Raw genomic sequence first — 17,279 nt, 5'->3', positions numbered from 1 at the left:
CGCCCCAACCAGCGACCCGACCGGCGTCCTAACCAGCGTTCCCATCAGCAACGAAAATAGCGCCGCAAACAGCGCCCCGACCACCGCACTCACTACCGCGTCCACTACCGCGCCCATGAACGCACCCAACACACCGGACAGGCCTGGCGACGCATCCGGGCCGCAGCAGGCGGGGGCCGCGCTCGACGATGCCGATGCGTTGGCTACGCGTCAACGCCTGCTGCTCGACGCGCTTACCCAGATCCTGCCGGCGAACTGCATCCTGCATCGCCGCGAGGACACCACGCCTTACGAGTGCGATGGACTGGCGGCATACCGCCGCGTACCGCTCGCGGTGGTGTTGCCCGAATCGGAATCGCAGGTCCAGCGCATTTTGCAGGCCTGCCACCAGTTGGGCATTCCGGTCGTGCCTCGCGGCGCCGGCACCAGTCTTTCCGGCGGCGCCATGCCGATCGCCGACGGGCTCGTGCTCTCGCTCGCGAAGTTCAAGAAGATCGTCGAGGTCGACCCGTACGCCCGCACCGCGACAGTGCAACCCGGCGTGCGCAATCTCGCGATCTCCGAAGCCGCCGCCCCCTACGGCCTGTATTACGCGCCCGATCCGTCGTCTCAGATCGCGTGCACCATCGGTGGCAACATCGCCGAAAACTCGGGCGGCGTGCACTGCCTGAAATACGGGCTGACCGTGCACAACGTGCTGCGCGTGCGCGCCATCACGATGTCGGGCGAATCCATCGAATTCGGCTCGCTCGGTCCCGACGCCCCGGGCCTCGACCTGCTTTCCGTCTTCATCGGCAGTGAAGGCATGTTCGGCGTGGTGACCGAGATCACGGTCAGACTGGTGCCCAAGGCGCAGACGGCACAGGTCATCATGGCAAGCTTCGACGACGTGGAGACCGGCGGCAACGCCGTGGCGGCCATCATCGCCGCGGGCATCATCCCGGCCGGACTGGAGATGATGGACAAGCCGGCAACGCGCGCCGTCGAGGAGTTCGTGCATGCCGGATACGACCTGGACGCCGCCGCCATCCTGTTGTGCGAATCGGATGGCACGCCGGAAGAGGTTGCCGAGGAGATCATGCGCATCTCCCACGTGCTGCGAACGTCGGGCGCGACGCGACTGCAAATCTCGCGAAGCGAAGAAGAGCGTCTGCGTTTCTGGTCAGGTCGCAAGAACGCGTTCCCGGCGGCGGGACGCATCTCACCCGACTACTATTGCATGGACGGCACGATTCCACGCCGTGCGATTGGGACATTACTCAAACGCATCGAAGGCATGGAACAACAATACGGATTGCGCTGTATTAACGTCTTTCACGCGGGAGACGGCAATATGCATCCGCTCATTCTCTTCAACGGCAACGACCTCGACGAGTGGCATCGCGCCGAGGCATTCGGCTGCGACATTCTGGAAGCGTGCGTGGAACTCGGCGGCACGATTACCGGCGAGCACGGCGTGGGCATCGAGAAGATCAATTCGATGTGCGTGCAATTCTCGGCCCAGGAGCGCGACGCGTTCTTCGGGGTGAAGCGCGCATTCGATCCGGTCGGGCTGCTCAATCCGGACAAGGGTATTCCGACGCGGGCGCGCTGTGCCGAATACGGCAAGCAACTCGTTCGCGGCGGACTGCTGCCGCACCCCGACCTGCCGAGGTTCTGACATGCGCCCGCTGTCGGACTGGCTGCCGCACGATTGGCGGCAGCGTCTCTACATCATCATCTTCGAAGCCGATACGCGCGAAGGGCGACTGTTCGACATCGCGTTGCTCATCGCCATCATTCTGTCGGTACTCACGGTCGTCGTCTCGAGCGTGCCTGCCGTGCAGGCCTCCGCGTCGCTGCCGATGGCGATCCTCGAGTGGTTCTTCACGCTGCTCTTCACGGCCGAATACATTGCACGCCTGCTCAGTGCGCATCGGCCGTTGCGCTACGCGCTGTCGTTCTACGGCATCATCGATCTGCTTGCCATCCTGCCGACCTATCTCGCGATTCTCGTGCCGGAACTGCACGGACTGATCGACGTGCGGTTGCTGCGCCTCATGCGCGCCTTCCGGATCCTGAAGCTCACGGCGTATGTCAACGAAGCCGGCGTGCTGAGCATCGCCCTCTATAACGCACGCCGCAAGATTCTCGTGTTTCTCGGCTTCATCTCGATCATCGTGGTGATCTTCGGCACGCTCATGCACATCATCGAGGGGCCCGAGCACGGCTTCACGAGCATCCCGGTGGGCATCTACTGGGCGATCGTGACGCTCACGACCACAGGCTACGGCGACGTCGTGCCCGTGACCGGTCTGGGCAAGGCGATCACCGGCTTCGTGATGCTGCTCGGCTACAGTGTGATCGCGATTCCCACCGGCATCATGGGTGCGGAGATTCACTCGGCCATGCGCAAGAGGACTGTCACGACGCGCACGTGCCCGCAATGCCTTTCCGAAGGTCATGACCCCGACGCACGCTACTGCAAGCATTGCGGCGGCACGCTGGGGGCCTATCAATCCGACATGCCACCGCCGCCAGAACCGAGCTGATGACCGAAACGACCGACACGACCGACACCCTCGAGCATTTCCGCGCCGTCATCGAACAGGCCACGGCCCGACGCTCGCCGCTCCAGCTTCGCGGCGGCGGCACCAAGGCCTGGTACGGCCAGCAGCGCGTGGGAGACGTGCTCGACACGCGCGCCTACAGCGGCATCGTCGCCTACGATCCCGCCGAACTCGTCATCACCGTGCGCTGCGGCACGCCGCTCGCCGATGTCGAAGCGGCGCTCGCCGAGCACAACCAGTTGCTGCCGTTCGAGCCGCCGTACTTCGGGCCCGGCGCCACCATCGGCGGCGCGGTGGCGGCCGGGCTCGCCGGGCCGCGGCGCAGCGCGGTCGGCTCGGTGCGCGATTTCGTGCTCGGGGCGAAGTTGATGGACGGTCGTGGACACGTGCTGAACTTCGGCGGACAGGTGATGAAGAACGTCGCGGGTTACGACGTATCGCGCATGCTCGCGGGTTCGCTCGGCACGCTGGGTCTGATCCTCGAAGTGTCGCTCAAGGTCCTGCCGCAGCCGTTCGCCGAACTCACGCTGCAATTCGAAATGAACGCCGTCGATGCGGTGCGCAAGCTCAATGAATGGGGCGGGCAGCCGTTGCCGATCACTGGTAGTGCGTGGCGCAGCGATTTGCTCGTGATTCGTCTGGCGGGAGCGTCGGCGGCCATCAAGGCCGCGCGCGTGAAGATGGGAGGCGAGTTGGTCGATGCGATTCACGCCGCCAAGTTCTGGCATGCGATTCGAGAGCAGACCGACAATTTCTTCGCCGATGCCGGGCCGGGCCAGGCGCTATGGCGCCTGGCGGTGCCGTCGACCGCGGAGCCGCACCGCCTGCCGGGCAAGCAACTGATCGAATGGGGGGGCGCACAGCGCTGGTGGATCACCGATGCCGATGCGCAGATCGTGCGCTCGGCGGCGCGCCAGGATGGGGGCCACGCCACGCTCTTTCGCTACGGCGAACCGGGCGTGGGCGTGTTCACGCCGCTGCCGGCACCGGTCATGCGCATTCATCGCAACCTGAAGTCGGTGTTCGATCCGGCTGGCATTTTCAATCCGGGACGCATGTATCCGGAGTTTTGACTGCGACGGGCCCGCACCTCGCGCCTGCGCTCGAGCCGGGCGGCGCGCAGAACGGCCCGCAGCCTTGACTGCCCCGCCGCCCCTTCGCGCGCCGGGCCCGTTCCGTCAGGGTGCCCCATTCGCGTCGAGCAGCCGGATCACTTCGGTGGCCAGCGTGCGCACCGCCTTGTCGACCTCGCGCGTGAACGGCTGTCCGCCATTGATCCGCAAGAAATGGTCGTAACGCGCAGAATTGGAAAAGAGGCTGCCCGGCGCAACGCGAATCCCCTTCGCCAGCGCCGCATCGAACAATCGTTCGGAACTCACGCCGCCCGGCATTTCCACCCACAGACTCAACCCGCCCGCGGGCAGCGTCAGGCGCGTGCCCGCAGGGAAATACGTCGCGATCGCCTCGGCCATCGCCGCGCGATGCTCGCGCAGTTGCGTGCGCAGATGCCGAAGATGCCGGTCGTACCGGGGAGAATCGATGAACTCGCCCATCGCAATCTGAGCCAGCGCTTCGTTCGGGCGCGTCTGCGCGTACTTCAGCATTTCCACACGCCATTGCCACTTGCCGCCGGCGATCCAGCCCAGACGCATGCCCGGGGCAAGCGTCTTGTGCAGCGAGGCGCAATGAATCACGTTTCCCGTCGTATCCCATGAGCGGATGGCGGCGGGAATGACGCCGTCGTCGCTCAGCGAGGCGTAGGTGTCGTCTTCGATGATCGCGATGCCGCGCGACTCGGCCCACTTCACCAACTGCGCCTTGTGCGAATCCGGCATTACCGAGCCGAGCGGATTCTGAAAGTGCGGCACGACAATAACGGCCTTGATGTTGTCGTACGTCTGGCTCGCCAGCTCCAGCGCATCGAGCGAAATGCCCGTTTGCGGACTCGTTGGAATCTCGAGCGCGCGTATGCCCATGCTCTCCAGCGTCTGCAACAGCGCGTAATACGTCGGCGATTCGACCGCCACGAGATCCCCGGCGCTCGCCACGGCGCGCAGCGCGAGATTGATCGCCTCGATACAGCCGTGCGTGACGACGATCTCTTCGGGGTTGATGTGCATGCGGGCTTCCAGCGCCCGTCGGGAGAGCGCCGCGCGAAAACGCGACTCGCCGCCGCCGGGCGGCGGGTTGCCGAAGAGCAGCGGATGATCGCGCAACGCGCGGATCGTTGCCTGGCGCAGTTCGTTGACCGGGTAGAGCGACGGCGAACCGTGCGCTACCGCGAGATTGACTTTGACGTCGGCCTGGAGCCCGCGCGCGAGTATTGACGAGACCCGCTGGTTGATCCCCACGTACTGGAGCAGATCCGGCACCCACGGGCGCGGCTCGGGGACCGGCACGAGGCTGGCCCGGGCGGGCGTGCGCACGAAGTAGCCCGAGCGGGGGCGGGCCTCCAGCATGCCCTGCGCCTCGAGGTGGCGGCACGTTTGCAGCGCCGTCGACAGGCTGACCCGATGGCGCTCCATCAGCGTTCGCACGCTGGGCATGCGGTCGCCCGGCGCGAGCGTACCGGCCTCGATGGCGAGCCGGTAATGGTCGGCGAGCTGACGATAGAGCGGTATGCGCTCTTCCGGCGCCGAAACCGCCACCGGTGCGGGGCCGAGGGAACGGGGAGCGGACGGGCTCAGCGGCGTGTCGTCCGGGTTGGCAAGGTCGGGAGTGGCGGCATCCATGCGCAGATCATCGGGCATTGCACAGGACCATAACAGATACAGATTCGTCGAATTGGCATCGTAACAGAACACCGTGCGACGTTCTGTTACGCGGGCGGCCGCCGCGCTGTGTGCCTACCGGGACGGGACAGCCGCCGATACGCTGTTCCTACCTGTTCAATGCCCTCGGAGTCCGCCATGGCCACGCCCCGCTCGCGCTTTTCCCGCGCTTCCCGTTCGTCACTCACTGCTTCGTCGGTCGGCACCCCGTCGTCGCTCGCATCGATGAGTCTGGCGGCTCCGCTGTCGTCGCTGTCACCGCTCTCGCCCCTGTCAGCGCCTTCGCCGACGACCCGGCACTCAACCGCCTCTCGCGACGCGACGCCGCCACAGGCGGCTGGCGATGCGGCTCCCGGCCGCCCGCACGACGCCCCCGGGACGCGTGCGTCGGTCATCGTGCTGGCGGGAGGTCAGTCGTTCCATGGCTACCTGGCTCGCGGCACGGTGCTGCACGTGCAGCGCGGCCGGGTCACGCTGACCTTGGCGCCGCGCTGGATGGCGGCGAGCGTCTGGCAAACGACGGTGTCGCTCGCGGCGGGCGAGGTTTGCGTGATTCCCACGACCGGCTGGCAGGCGTTGACCAGCGACACGGGCGCCGAGCTTGCCGTGAGGGACGGGACGGCCCGCGCGAGCCTGTGGCAACGCCTGCGCGCACGCCTTGGCGTCTGATTCCCGGGCGCGCGGCCCGGAGGCGAGACGAGAGCGCGATGCAAACGTTCAGACGGCCAGCAGCCGCTCGATATCGGCGCGCAGGGTCTCGGGTTTCGCGCTCGGCGCGTAGCGCGCCACCACGTTCCCCCGCGGGTCGACAAGAAACTTCGTGAAATTCCACTTGATGGCCTTCGTGCCGAGCACGCCGGGCTTCTCCTGAGTGAGAAAGCGGTACAGGGGGGCGGCATCCGGCCCCTTCACGTCGATCTTGGCGAACATCGGAAACGTGATGTGAAAGCGCAGATCGCAGAAGCTGCGAATCGCCTGGGCGTCACCGGGCTCCTGCTTGCCGAACTGGTTGCACGGAAACGCGAGTACTTCGAAGCCGCGCGGCGCGAGCGCTTCGTACAACGCCTGCAATCCGGCGTATTGCGGCGTGAACCCGCATTCGCTGGCCGTGTTGACGATGAGCAGCACCTTGCCGCGATATTGCGCGAGACTGACCGTCTCGCCGGACAGCGTCTGGACCGAAAAGTCGTACACCTGCTGCGAAGTCGCGCTCATCTCTGCTCCCTGTCGATGCTGGCGGATACCCGCGGACGCCGGTGGATGCCGGCTCCGCGCAGTCTGCCACAAGCCGCGCCATTCGGCGCTCCGCACCGTACCCGGCCTCGCGGGTAGCACCTCGATTTTGACCGGGTAGCACCTCGGGCGCCGGCACAGCTATAATCGTTGACCAGTCGCGCTCCGCGCTTACGTCATCGCCTCAGCCACGCCCGAACCCGCCTCATGTCGACCATTGCCGCACATCTCCACGACGTGCTTTCCCGAATCGCCCGAGCCACCGCCGATGCTGGCCGACCGGCGAACAGCGTGCGCTTGCTGGCAGTGTCCAAGACGTTCGGCGCCGACGCCGTGCGCGAGGCCTCGGCCGCCGGGCAACGGGCGTTCGGCGAGAACTATGTGCAGGAGTCGCTCGACAAGATCGCCGCGCTGGCCGGCGAGAGAGTCGACGGCGAGCGGCTGGAGTGGCACTTCATCGGACCGCTGCAAAGCAACAAGACCCGGCCGGTGGCCGAGCATTTCGACTGGGTGCATTCCGTGGACCGCCTGAAGATCGCCGAACGCCTGAGCGCGCAACGACCGACCGGCATGGCGCCGTTGCAGGTCTGCCTTCAGGTCAACATCAGCGGCGAAGCGAGCAAGAGCGGGGTCGCACCGGGCGACGTTCCCGCCGTGGCGCGCGCCATTGCCGCCTTGCCGAACCTGCGGTTGCGCGGCCTGATGGCGATTCCCGAACCGGAGGACGATCCGGCCCGCCAGCGCGCCCCATTCAGGGCGGTGCGCGAATTGTTCGACGCGCTCTGCGCCGGGGGCCTGCCCCTCGACACACTCTCGATGGGCATGTCGGGCGACCTCGAGGCGGCCATTGCCGAAGGTGCGACAATGGTGCGCATCGGTACAGCGATTTTCGGTGCGCGCAATTACGGCCCCAAGGCCTGATCGCGGCACTCGACGGCGGGCGCCTCGCGATGCCGGTCGCCCCCTGAAGTTACAGCGACACGGGCGATGCCCCGGGCCGCGGCAAGATCCACGCATACACGCAACGCAAAGGATGGTTATGAGAATTGCATTCATCGGCGGCGGCAATATGGCCAACGCCCTGATCGGCGGACTCGTCAAGCGCGGCACGGCCCCGCGCGACATTCTCGCGATCGACGTCAACGAATCGACCCGCGAGGGTCTGGTCAAGCAATACGGGATCGAAACGGCCAGCGCTTCGAGCGACCGCCTGCGTGATTACGACACGCTTGTGCTGGCCGTCAAACCGCAAGTGCTCAAAGATGTGGCACAGGCCCTCCAGCCGCATCTGAACGGCCAACTCGTCATCAGTATCGCCGCCGGCATTCGCGCCTCGGACCTCGCCCGCTGGCTCGGCGGACACAACCAGATCGTGCGCTGCATGCCGAACACGCCGGCGCTCATCGGCATGGGCATCACCGGTCTGGCCGCGCTCTCCGGCGTGGACTCGGACCAGCGCAAGCGCGCGGAAAGCGTGCTGGGCGCGGCCGGGCAGATCGTCTGGGTCGACAAGGAAAGCCAGCTCGACGGCGTGACCGCCATCTCGGGCAGCGGCCCGGCCTACGTGTTCTATTTCATCGAAGCGCTGGAGCAAGCGGCGCGCGAACTCGGCTTCACGCCCGAGCAGGGACGCCAGCTCGCCATCGCCACGTTTACCGGCGCGTCGCAACTGGCCGCACAATCGAGCGAACCGGCGAGCGTGTTGCGTGAGCGTGTGACGTCCAAGGGCGGCACCACCTTCGCCGCGTTGAGTTCGTTCGAGCGCGACAACATCAAGGCCGCCATCGTGCGCGGCGTGAGCGCCGCAAATACGCGCGCGCGCGAACTGGGTGACGAACTCGGCGACGCCTGATCGATCGCGCGCCCTCTCGATGATCGATGGCAGATAATGGCTGGCGCCGGTCCGTCGACCGAACCCGCTGACGCCGTACTGCACGCCTCGCCCCCGGATTCGCGTTCGCGATCCGGGGGCGAGCGTCATTCAGAGGTCGGCACGGACCGGGGGGATCAGCCTTGTGCGGTGAGCAGATAGTGACCGGCGATGCCCGCGAACACGACGGCACCGAGCCAGTTGTTGTGGCGAAACGCAGCGAAGCAGGGCATGCGCTCGCGACCGCGAATCAGGAAGTAGTGATAGATGGCGAAGCTCACCGCCACGGCCATGCCGAGCCAGAACGGCCAGCCGAAGCCGAGCAACACACCCACGCCCGCCTGAATGCCGAGGGCGACCGCGTAGCAGAGCATGATGGCCAGCACATCGAAGCGGCCAAACGTGATCGCCGACGTCTTGATGCCGATCTTCAGGTCGTCGTCGCGGTCGACCATCGCATATTCGGTGTCGTAGGCCACCGACCAGAACACGTTCGAGAGCAGCAGCACCCAGGCCAGCACCGGCACCTGGTCCTGCACCGCGGCAAAGGCCATCGGAATGCCGAAGCCGAATGCCACGCCGAGGTAAGCCTGCGGAATCGCCAGAAAGCGCTTCGTGAACGGATACGTGCCGGCCACGAACAGCGCCGGGATCGAGAGCCACTTGGTCAGGGCATTGAGCGGCAGAATCAGCAGGAAGCTCGCGAGCGCGAGCGTGGCCGCCACCGCCACCGCCTCCCAGGCGCGAATGCGTCCCGAGGTGATCGGGCGCTCCTTCGTGCGCTTGACGAACTTGTCGAAGTCGCGATCCGCATAATCGTTGATGGCGCAGCCCGCCGAGCGCATCAGAAAGGTGCCGAGCGTGAAGATGACGAGGAGCCACGGGTCGGGATGGCCGTTGGACGCGATCCACAGCGCCGAGAGCGTCGGCCACAGCAGGAGCACCGTGCCGATCGGCTTGTCCAGGCGAACGAGGCGGAAATACAGCGGAAGGCGTTGAGCGAGCAACATGGGCGGCGTCACACAGAAAGACTTGTGGCGACATTGTAGGCCACGCGGTGCGGGCTCGCCAATCGAGGCCGGGCCCGTGCCGCGCCGGAGCCGTCACCAGATCCAGAACATCAGCAGCCAGAGCCAGTTGATCAGCGCGAGCGCCGCGACGATCCCGGCCATGCCGGCCAGGCGCCGCACGAGCGAGACGGCATGCCGTCCGGTGACGCGCCAGCCCAGCCAGAGGCTCCAGAGCGTGGTCGCGGCGAGAATCGCGGCGCGCACGTCGTTCGCCCAGTACACCGGCAGGTGTTCGGCGCGCAGCAGGCTGACCGTCGTGGCCGACAGACCGATGAAGACGCCGGCCCCGGCAATCGGAATGAGCGACTGCACCAGATGATTGAAGCGCGCGGTGCGCCACGGCCCCATCGCACGATTGGCCAGCACGAAGATGGCCGTGAACGCCAGCCCCAGCACCAGGCCGTTGCCGAGGATGTACGTGACGACCATGCCGCCGTCGAGCCATGTGAAGACGTCGCTCTGTTCCGGGTAGTTGGTGAAGACGAACCACGGCGCGTTGGTCTCGAACGGCCACATGATGTTGCGATCGATGAGCCACGTGGCCAGCGCGGTCTTGGTCGCGACGAACCACGGATTGACCGTCCAGTGGAATGCGCCGATGGCCACGCCGAGCAGGCCGTACATGACCAGCACGCTGTCCCAGACGCTGTTGTTCTCCGTCGCACCGAACGTCACGATCTCCTCGCTCGGCGAGCGGCTCGTGAGCGCGATGGCGTCGCGATGACCGGCGCAGCGGCCGCACATGTGGCACTGCGCACCGCCCTTCATGTTGCGCAGCGGCACGATCGGCGCGCAATTGATCGGGATGATCTTGTGGCCGTTGGTGTGATACGACTGGCGCCAGGCGTCCTCGTTGACCTTGAAGTGAAACGGCGCGAGGCGCGCGAGCAGCGAGAACACGCCGTTGACCGGGCAGAGATACTTGCACCACACCCGTTTGTCGCGACCGTAGAAATAACCGATGACCATCGCGCCGATGGTCGAGCCGCCAAGTACCAGCAGCACCGCCTTCGGGTATTGGTAGACGCTCACCATCTGACCGTACAGCGTGGTACCGGCAAACGCCACGAAGGGCCAGCCGCCCCATCGCATCCAACGCGGAATCGCGCGTCCGCGACCGTGACGGCTCGCAAATTCGGAGAGCGTGCCTTCGGGGCACAGCACACCGCACCAGACCCGGCCCATGAGCACCATGCTGATGAGCACGAACGGCCACCAGATCCCCCAGAACGTGAACTGCGCGAACACCGTGAGATTGTTGAGGATATGCGCGGTCTCGTCGGGCAACGGCAGCACGACCGGCACGCAGATGAGGAAGGCATAGACGAGCACGACGCCCCACTGCACGCCGCGTATCAATTTGCCGTGGCGTTGCATCCAGAGGCCCAGACGGGCCAGTCGGTTCGGGACAGGGATGGCGATACTCATGCTCAAACTCTTGCGTCGGGGGAACAACCTTGCCGGGCTGACGAACGCGCTGTGCGGGCGTCGATGTGCGCGTCTGTCCGGACTCTTGTGAACGGTCCGGGACTCGGACCGTTGCGGTGCGCCGGGCGACACCGCGCCGCCCGTTGCACCCGCCCGCTTATGCGGGCTTGACCTGCTTGGCCGGCGCTCCGGCACGCTTGAGCAACGCCCAGATGAACAGCCAGTACAGCGCATACACCAACAGATTCATGCCGGACGGATGCGCACGATAGCCGGTCAGCGTGGCCACGAGGCTACCGAACGGGCTGGCGTCGTCCAGAAGCGCGGAAGTATCCCACAACTGGTCGACCAGCGTCGGCACAAACTCCAGCGAAATGAGGCGGTCCAGACCGGCCTCCAGCAGACCGGCCGCGAGGAACAGCAACATGATTTCCGTCACGCGGAAGAACAGACGCCACGAGAAAATCTTCCCACCCAGTTGCAGCAGCCAGAAGGTGACGAGCGCCAGTCCGAATCCCACGAGCACGGCCAGCCACATCGACGCCGATACGCTGCCCTGCTGACCGAACCCGATGCCATAGAGGAAGATCGCCGTCTCGCTGCCTTCGCGGGCAATGGCCAGCGCCACGAGCACGAGCACGCCCCACCAGGTGCCCTGGTCCTGGTTTTTCTGCAGCGATGACTCCATGTCGCGTTTGAGCGTTCGCCCGTGGCGCTTCATCCAGAACACCATCTGCACGATCAGCACGCAGGCGATGAGCACCATGGCGGTCTGGAAGTAATCCTGGGCGTCGCCGGAGAGCACCTCGGTGAAGCCCACCAGCGCGGCGCCAAGGCCCACGGCGGCGGCAATACCAAGTACGACGCCAGCCCACAGATACGGCAAGCCGCGCTTGGCGCCGTGATCCGGGTTGGCCAGCCAGGCATGGAGAATGCCGACGACCAGCAGTGCCTCGACGCTTTCGCGCCAGACGATGAACATGACCTGACCCATCTGATTCCTCTTGTGATGCGTGTCCTACCGTGTGACTGAAACGATGCCCGCAGCGCTTACTTGGCGACGATCACGCCTTGCGCCTGCTGGTGGAAATCGTCGAAAAACTTGTATTCGCCCGGTTGCAGCGGCGCAATCACCACGAACGACTGCGCGCCCGGTGCGAGCACCTTTTCCTTGCGCAGTTGCAGGCTTTCGAACTCCACGGCGTTCGTGCCGGTGTTGTGCACCTCGATCTTGATGCGCTTGCCGGCCGGCACCTCGATGCGCGCCGGATTGAGCTTGCCGTTGTTCATTTCCAGCTTGAAGGTGGGCAACTCGTCGGCACGCGCGAGCGACGTGCCGCCCAGTGCGAACATGGTGGCCCCCACGGCCGCCATCGTGGCCAGCAGGCGCGCGATGCGCTGATTCATCCTTGTGCTCCAAACGAAAACAGCGCTGACCTCAGGCCAACGCTGCATCCAGGTTATGCCGGCTTAGTAGCCACCCTTCTTGCCGATACCCGAGAAAGTGAAATCGACTTCCTTCGTGATCGGCTTGAACCACGGCCCCACGCCGGTTTCCTTGTCGACGTGACGACCGAAACACCATGGGCCCATGCCGCCATGCGCGGCGTGGGCGCCCGCCGCGGGTGCGCTCCCCATCTTGCAACCGAATTCCTGCAGCGTGCCCGGCGCGTTCACCACCATCGTCAGCTTGTACTTGCCCACGCCGGCCAGCTTCACGTTATCGCCGTAGTGCGGACCATCGCTCGCCACCATCGGCATCATGAGGCCATCAATGGCCGCGCCGTCCGGCGTCTTGCCGTCGGACTTCATCTTCTGCAGCTTGTACGTGATCTCCAGACCCGGAATCCAGTCGCCCTCGGCGTAGCCGTTCGGGTTGTTCTTGATCGCGTGAATGTCGGCCTCGAGGTGGATGTCCGACTTCGCCGCGTCGCGCATCATGCCGGCCGGCTCCATGGTGATCGGCTGGAGATACACCGTGTTGATTTCCATGCCTCCCGCATTCAGCGGTTTGCCGATCGGAAACTCGGCGGCCGAAGCCATGGTGGCCGCACCGGCGAGCAACATCGCCGCCACGAGGGATTTCACGCGCATACGCACTCCAGTTTGATGAAGAAGTTAATGCAAACAATTCTCAATAAGTTTAGCACCATCGCCACAACCAGACAAACCGGAGCGTGGCGGACAAATTTGGGGAACCCGGTGACAGGATCGCCAGGCGCGAGCACCGGCGGGGCCGACGCGCGATTGGCACGCGATTCTTAGCGACGGATTACGAGAAATTACGGGCGTCGACGCTGCGCGGGGAACGCTTAGGGCAGCACACCGCCCCGGTCGATCTTGCGGGCGAGCACGACCGAGGTCGTGGTGCGTGTCACGCCATCGATTTCGCCGATGGTGTCGAGCAGCGCGTCGAGTTGGTCGGCCGACGCCGCGTGCAGCCAGGCAACGTAGTCGAACTCCCCGCTGACGGTGCACAGCAGGTGGATTTCGGGCATCTTGTTCAGACGCCGCAGGACGTCCCGGCCCGAGCGCGGTTGCACGCTGATGCCGACGCAGGCCTGCAATCCGCCATCGGCGGCATCCTGCCCGAGGCGCACCGTGTACCCCGCGATGACACCCGCCTGCTCGAGCCTGCCGATGCGCGCCACGACGGTCGTGCGGGCCACGCCCAGGCGCCGCGCCAGATTGGCCGTGCTCTCGCGCGCGTTCACCCGCAGAAGCGCAAGCAGATTACGGTCGAGTTCATCGAGCGCTTTGGCGGAAAGAGTCATCAGGCTGCGCCTTCGCAAAGGGTTGGAGGCCGCCGGATGGCATCGCGTCGTGTGCCTCGAGTCCGCACACACCCGCCCGGCGGCGGCAAAGCGCGATTATAGAACCGGCAGCCCGCAGTGGGGGCGCCCGCGATCGCGCGGCAAGACATACGATGACAAGGCAGACACCCCCCGACATCAACCCGTCATTGAAGCCGCCTCACGCAAGCCGCACTGCGCCCTTGCGCCGGCCCGCCCCCACCCCCGCCCCCTTTAACCCTTGTTCCATCAAGGTGATAGCGAGGGTATCCCCCCAAGGCCGCGCTATTGACAACGCCACGACGCGCTGCGCAAAATCACATCACTTATATGACGACGTACAAGAAAGACTCACCATGGTCGACGCGGAAGGCTGGCGCGTCAGTGCCGCCTGGCGCGTCGGCCCCGAACGTCACCGGAGACAAGCGTCAGCCATGCATTTCTCGTTGAATTTCGCCCCGCTGGTGCCGTACTGGCCGGTCTTTCTTGAAGGCGCATGGCTGACGTTGAGGATGACGGCGCTGGCAGTCGTCATCGGCACGGCGCTCGGCACGCTGGTCGCCTTCGCGAAGCGCGGTCGTCATCGCTGGCTCGCGCGTTTGTGCGCGATCTATATCGAAGCGGTGCGCAACACGCCGTTCCTCGTCCAGATCTTCCTGCTGTACTTCGGCCTGGCCAGCGTGGGCGTGCACATGCCGACATTCGCCGCCGCCGTCATTGCCATGGTGATCAACATCGGCGCCTACGCGGCGGAAATCATTCGCGCGGGGCTCGAGTCGGTGCCACGCGGACAGATCGAAGCGGCCGAGTGTCTCGGCCTGTCGAAGTGGCGTATCGCATGGCATGTCATGCTGCAGCCGTCCATCGAGAAGGTCTATCCGGCCCTCACCACGCAGTTCATCCTGATGATGCAGGCTTCCGCGATGGCCTCGCAGATTTCGGCCGAGGAACTCACGGCAGTGGCCAACACGGTGCAGTCCGATACGTTTCGGTCCCTCGAGACCTACATCGTGGTCGCCGCGCTCTACCTCGTGCTTTCCCTGCTCGTAAAGCTCCTGGCGTGGGCGGCAGGCGAATACTTCTTCCGGCGCCGGCGCACGGTCAGACGCGCCGCGGCGCAAACCGCGCAGGCTGCGCGCCGTCGGGCCGCGGCGGTACGCGCGGGCAACGGCAACGGCAACGCGCCGGGCGCCGCGGGCACGGTGGGGACGGGCGGCATGGCGGATGCGTCGACCGGCAACGCCGCACAACGGAGCGCCTCATGATCGGCAACTTCTCGTGGACCTACTTCCTGTATCTCGTGCAGTCGATCGGCTGGACGCTGGTGCTCTCGCTCATTGCCTTCGTGCTCGGCAGCGCGGGCGGCTTTCTGGTGATGCTCGCGCGCATCTCGCCGCGCCGCTGGCTGCGTCTTCCCTCGCAAATCTTCATCGAGGCGATCCAGGGCATTCCGCTGCTCATCCTGCTCTTCATCGTGTATTTCGGGTTGTCGGTGTACGGCTTCGAACTGCCCGCGATCGTGGCCGCCGCGCTGGCGCTGATGGTCTACACGAGTGCATATCTCGGCGACATCTGGCGTGGCTGCGTGGAGGCGATGCCGCGCGCGCAGTGGGAGGCGGCCGAGTGCCTGTCGTTCTCACGCTGGCAGACGCTGCGCCTGATCATCATTCCGCAGGCGGTGCGGCTGTCGCTGCCGCCGACCATCGGCTTTCTGGTGCAGATCATCAAGATGACGTCGCTCGCTTCCGTGATCGGCTTCGTCGAGCTCACCCGCGCCGGGCAGATCATCAACAACTCGATTTTCCAGCCCTTCCTCGTGTTCTCGCTCGTGGGAGTGTTTTATTTCGTACTGTGCTACCCGCTCTCGCGCTGGAGCGCCGCCCTGGAGGACAGGCTCAATGTCGGCAATCGTTAAGGTCAACCAGATTCACAAGCGCTTCGGCGACAACCCGGTCCTCAAGGGCGTGTCGTTCGAAGTGGAGCGCGGCCAGATGGTCGCGATCATCGGTGCGAGCGGCTCGGGCAAGAGCACGGCCTTGCGGTGCATCGACCGGCTCGAGACCATCGACGACGGCTCGATCGAAGTGTGCGGCATCCGCGTGGAAGACCCGAAAGTCGATCTGCATCAGTTGCGCCGCGAGGTCGGCATCGTATTCCAGAGCTACAACCTGTTTCCGCATCTGAGCGTGCGCGAGAACATCATGCTCGCGCTGCGTCACGTCAAGCGCATGACACGAAGCGAGGCCGAAGACGTCGCGCGGCGTGTACTCGCTCAGGTTGGCCTCTCCGACAAGGCCGAGAGCTATCCCGAGCAACTTTCGGGTGGCCAGCAGCAACGCGTGGCGATCGCGCGTTCGCTCGCCATGTCGCCGAAGGTCATGCTGTTCGATGAAGTGACATCCGCGCTCGATCCGCAACTCACCGGCGAGGTGCTGCGTGTGATGGAAGACCTCGCCGCCGACGGCATGACGATGCTGCTCGTCACCCACGAAATGGCATTCGCGAAGCGGGTGGCGGACCAGATCATCTACATGCATCAGGGCAAGGTGTGGGAAGTCGGTCCAGGCGAGATGATCGACGATCCGCAAACGCCCGAGTTGCGGGCGTTTCTCGCCAACGGCCTGTAACCCTGGGCGCGCCGTCGCCCGCATTGCAACACAACACATCCAACGAAGGAGACCCTTGCATGAAGCTCAAGTCGTTCAAGACGTTTGCCACGCAGGCATGTGCCGCCGTCCTGCTCGGTGCCATGGCGCACGCCGCGCTGGCCGATCAGCTCGACGACATCCGGAAAGCCGGGAAGATCCGGGTGGCGATCGCCATGGGCACGCCCCTGTACTCGTTCGCCGACGCGAATCTCCAGCCGGCCGGCTCGGACGTCGACACCGCCAAGTTGCTGGCGCAGGATCTGGGCGTGAAGCTCGATATCGTGTCGGTTACCAACGCGGCGCGCGTGCCCACGTTGCAGGCGAACCGGGCCGACATCGTGGTGGCCGATCTCTCGATCACGCCCGAACGCGCACAGGTGATCGACTTTTCGATTCCCTACGCCGTCATTTCCATCATCGTGGGCGGCCCGAAGAATATCGTCATCAAGGGCTATGACGATCTGAACGGCAAGCGCATCGGTCTCACGCGCGCGACCGTCAACGACACCCTCACGACGCAGAACGCCAAGGGCGCGCAAATCGTGCGCTACGAGGACGATGCGACGCTGATCACGTCGATGGTCACGGGTCAGGTCGACATCTTCTCCAGCACGCCGTCGAACCTTGGCGAGATGCAAAAGCGCGCGCCCGAGAAGCAGCTCGAACTCAAGTTCGCGCAGAAGGAATTCGATCTGGGCATCGCGCTCAACAAGAACCAGCCGGCGCTCAAGGCATGGATCAACAACTGGGTGAAGACCAACCTGAAGAACGGCAAGCTCAACGCGATCTACAAGAAGTATCACGGCCGCGACCTGCCGGAGAGCGTGATCAAGGGAGCCGCCTGATCGAATGATCCGAGGGCACGCCATTCCGGCCGCGCCCACCGGAATCGAACCTCGTCGATGTTCGACGCGCAAC

The 17,279-nt window shown here is 65.2% G+C and carries 18 protein-coding genes; 10 read left to right on the top strand and 8 right to left on the bottom strand.

The annotated features are described in order from the left end of the window. Positions 1 to 115: 115 nt before the first annotated feature. From W930_RS0119315 to glcE, 3 genes are read left to right on the top strand one after another with little or no spacing between them, the layout of a single operon-like run. Positions 116 to 1,660 (top strand): FAD-linked oxidase C-terminal domain-containing protein, encoded by a 1,545-nt coding sequence (locus W930_RS0119315; RefSeq protein ID WP_023594493.1) that lies wholly within the window; start codon positions 116 to 118, stop codon positions 1,658 to 1,660. Position 1,661: 1 nt separating this feature from the next. Next, positions 1,662 to 2,531: an ion transporter gene (locus W930_RS0119310; RefSeq protein WP_023594492.1), complete on the top strand. Its 870-nt coding sequence runs from the start codon at positions 1,662 to 1,664 to the stop codon at positions 2,529 to 2,531. After that, a complete protein-coding gene (gene glcE, locus W930_RS28185; RefSeq protein ID WP_023594491.1) occupies positions 2,531 to 3,622 on the top strand; it encodes a glycolate oxidase subunit GlcE in 1,092 nt (363 codons plus the stop codon). Before W930_RS0119310 ends, glcE begins: the two co-directional genes overlap by 1 nt. A gap of 105 nt (positions 3,623 to 3,727) precedes the next feature. Here the strand turns inward: glcE and W930_RS0119300 are convergent, their stop codons facing one another. Continuing rightward, a complete protein-coding gene (locus W930_RS0119300) occupies positions 3,728 to 5,281 on the bottom strand; it encodes a PLP-dependent aminotransferase family protein (protein WP_235195561.1) in 1,554 nt (517 codons plus the stop codon). A gap of 177 nt (positions 5,282 to 5,458) precedes the next feature. Between W930_RS0119300 and W930_RS28180 the strand changes: the two genes are divergently transcribed. Then, complete coding sequence (locus tag W930_RS28180) at positions 5,459 to 5,989, top strand: hypothetical protein (RefSeq protein WP_023872159.1); 531 nt, start codon at positions 5,459 to 5,461, stop codon at positions 5,987 to 5,989. A 48-nt stretch (positions 5,990 to 6,037) separates the two neighbouring features. Here W930_RS28180 and W930_RS0119290 read toward each other — a convergent pair whose 3' ends face one another. Then, positions 6,038 to 6,535, bottom strand: coding sequence for a glutathione peroxidase (locus tag W930_RS0119290; RefSeq protein ID WP_024788594.1), 498 nt, complete (start codon positions 6,533 to 6,535; stop codon positions 6,038 to 6,040). 225 nt (positions 6,536 to 6,760) lie between these two features. Here W930_RS0119290 and W930_RS0119285 point away from each other — a divergent pair, with 225 nt between their 5' ends. Further along, a complete protein-coding gene (locus tag W930_RS0119285; protein ID WP_023872161.1) occupies positions 6,761 to 7,474 on the top strand; it encodes a YggS family pyridoxal phosphate-dependent enzyme in 714 nt (237 codons plus the stop codon). 118 nt (positions 7,475 to 7,592) lie between these two features. Beyond that, positions 7,593 to 8,405 (top strand): pyrroline-5-carboxylate reductase, encoded by an 813-nt coding sequence (gene proC, locus W930_RS0119280; RefSeq protein ID WP_023594486.1) that lies wholly within the window; start codon positions 7,593 to 7,595, stop codon positions 8,403 to 8,405. 155 nt (positions 8,406 to 8,560) lie between these two features. Here proC and ubiA read toward each other — a convergent pair whose 3' ends face one another. The 6 genes from ubiA to W930_RS0119250 all read right to left on the bottom strand — a co-directional run bounded on the left by ubiA (position 8,561) and on the right by W930_RS0119250 (position 13,695). After that, entirely contained in the window at positions 8,561 to 9,433 is an 873-nt protein-coding gene (gene ubiA / locus W930_RS0119275) for a 4-hydroxybenzoate octaprenyltransferase (RefSeq protein ID WP_023872162.1), read from the bottom strand. Between the two features lie 93 nt (positions 9,434 to 9,526). Continuing rightward, a complete protein-coding gene (locus W930_RS0119270) occupies positions 9,527 to 10,870 on the bottom strand; it encodes a 4Fe-4S binding protein (RefSeq protein ID WP_024788595.1) in 1,344 nt (447 codons plus the stop codon). Positions 10,871 to 11,078: 208 nt separating this feature from the next. After that, entirely contained in the window at positions 11,079 to 11,915 is an 837-nt protein-coding gene (locus W930_RS0119265; protein ID WP_023594483.1) for an FTR1 family protein, read from the bottom strand. Between the two features lie 56 nt (positions 11,916 to 11,971). Continuing rightward, positions 11,972 to 12,328: a cupredoxin domain-containing protein gene (locus W930_RS0119260; protein WP_023594482.1), complete on the bottom strand. Its 357-nt coding sequence runs from the start codon at positions 12,326 to 12,328 to the stop codon at positions 11,972 to 11,974. A gap of 63 nt (positions 12,329 to 12,391) precedes the next feature. After that, entirely contained in the window at positions 12,392 to 13,015 is a 624-nt protein-coding gene (locus W930_RS0119255) for an iron transporter (RefSeq protein ID WP_023872164.1), read from the bottom strand. A gap of 218 nt (positions 13,016 to 13,233) precedes the next feature. Beyond that, positions 13,234 to 13,695 (bottom strand): Lrp/AsnC family transcriptional regulator, encoded by a 462-nt coding sequence (locus W930_RS0119250; RefSeq protein WP_023594480.1) that lies wholly within the window; start codon positions 13,693 to 13,695, stop codon positions 13,234 to 13,236. A gap of 452 nt (positions 13,696 to 14,147) precedes the next feature. Between W930_RS0119250 and W930_RS28175 the strand changes: the two genes are divergently transcribed. The 4 genes from W930_RS28175 (at position 14,148) to W930_RS0119230 (ending at position 17,206) form a co-directional block, all read left to right on the top strand. Next, the gene (locus W930_RS28175; protein ID WP_023594479.1) at positions 14,148 to 14,978 is read left to right on the top strand and encodes an amino acid ABC transporter permease; all 831 of its coding nucleotides are present in this window, start codon (positions 14,148 to 14,150) and stop codon (positions 14,976 to 14,978) included. Beyond that, positions 14,975 to 15,628, top strand: a complete 654-nt coding sequence (locus W930_RS0119240) for an amino acid ABC transporter permease (protein WP_023594478.1) — start codon at positions 14,975 to 14,977, stop codon at positions 15,626 to 15,628. Before W930_RS28175 ends, W930_RS0119240 begins: the two co-directional genes overlap by 4 nt. Then, entirely contained in the window at positions 15,612 to 16,340 is a 729-nt protein-coding gene (locus W930_RS0119235; protein ID WP_023594477.1) for an amino acid ABC transporter ATP-binding protein, read from the top strand. The genes W930_RS0119240 and W930_RS0119235 overlap by 17 nt, the downstream gene beginning before the upstream one ends. Before the next feature lie 122 nt (positions 16,341 to 16,462). Next, positions 16,463 to 17,206 carry a transporter substrate-binding domain-containing protein gene (locus tag W930_RS0119230; RefSeq protein WP_048806724.1) on the top strand — a complete coding sequence of 248 codons (744 nt, stop codon included), beginning with the start codon at positions 16,463 to 16,465 and terminating at the stop codon, positions 17,204 to 17,206. The last annotated feature ends 73 nt before the right edge of the window (positions 17,207 to 17,279 follow it).

This window comes from Pandoraea sp. E26, from assembly GCF_000681415.1.
GTDB classification, from domain to species: domain Bacteria; phylum Pseudomonadota; class Gammaproteobacteria; order Burkholderiales; family Burkholderiaceae; genus Pandoraea; species Pandoraea pnomenusa.
Note: the sequence above shows the minus strand (reverse complement) of the source record. Positions and strands in the feature narration are given on the sequence as shown.

Bases quoted from the DNA above. Each gene is read 5' to 3' on its own strand.
- W930_RS0119260 (WP_023594482.1), bottom strand. From the start codon at position 12,328: ATGAATCAGCGCATCGCGCGCCTGCTGGCCACGATGGCGGCCGTGGGG.
- W930_RS0119240 (WP_023594478.1), top strand. From the start codon at position 14,975: ATGATCGGCAACTTCTCGTGGACCTACTTCCTGTATCTCGTGCAGTCG.
- W930_RS0119285 (WP_023872161.1), top strand. From the start codon at position 6,761: ATGTCGACCATTGCCGCACATCTCCACGACGTGCTTTCCCGAATCGCC.
- W930_RS0119255 (WP_023872164.1), bottom strand. From the start codon at position 13,015: ATGCGCGTGAAATCCCTCGTGGCGGCGATGTTGCTCGCCGGTGCGGCC.
- W930_RS0119235 (WP_023594477.1), top strand. From the start codon at position 15,612: ATGTCGGCAATCGTTAAGGTCAACCAGATTCACAAGCGCTTCGGCGAC.
- W930_RS0119250 (WP_023594480.1), bottom strand. From the start codon at position 13,695: ATGACTCTTTCCGCCAAAGCGCTCGATGAACTCGACCGTAATCTGCTT.
- W930_RS28180 (WP_023872159.1), top strand. From the start codon at position 5,459: ATGGCCACGCCCCGCTCGCGCTTTTCCCGCGCTTCCCGTTCGTCACTC.
- ubiA (WP_023872162.1), bottom strand. From the start codon at position 9,433: ATGTTGCTCGCTCAACGCCTTCCGCTGTATTTCCGCCTCGTTCGCCTG.
- W930_RS0119290 (WP_024788594.1), bottom strand. From the start codon at position 6,535: ATGAGCGCGACTTCGCAGCAGGTGTACGACTTTTCGGTCCAGACGCTG.
- W930_RS0119310 (WP_023594492.1), top strand. From the start codon at position 1,662: ATGCGCCCGCTGTCGGACTGGCTGCCGCACGATTGGCGGCAGCGTCTC.
- W930_RS0119315 (WP_023594493.1), top strand. From the start codon at position 116: ATGAACGCACCCAACACACCGGACAGGCCTGGCGACGCATCCGGGCCG.
- W930_RS0119265 (WP_023594483.1), bottom strand. From the start codon at position 11,915: ATGGGTCAGGTCATGTTCATCGTCTGGCGCGAAAGCGTCGAGGCACTG.
- glcE (WP_023594491.1), top strand. From the start codon at position 2,531: ATGACCGAAACGACCGACACGACCGACACCCTCGAGCATTTCCGCGCC.
- W930_RS28175 (WP_023594479.1), top strand. From the start codon at position 14,148: ATGCATTTCTCGTTGAATTTCGCCCCGCTGGTGCCGTACTGGCCGGTC.
- W930_RS0119270 (WP_024788595.1), bottom strand. From the start codon at position 10,870: ATGCAACGCCACGGCAAATTGATACGCGGCGTGCAGTGGGGCGTCGTG.
- W930_RS0119300 (WP_235195561.1), bottom strand. From the start codon at position 5,281: ATGGATGCCGCCACTCCCGACCTTGCCAACCCGGACGACACGCCGCTG.
- proC (WP_023594486.1), top strand. From the start codon at position 7,593: ATGAGAATTGCATTCATCGGCGGCGGCAATATGGCCAACGCCCTGATC.
- W930_RS0119230 (WP_048806724.1), top strand. From the start codon at position 16,463: ATGGCGCACGCCGCGCTGGCCGATCAGCTCGACGACATCCGGAAAGCC.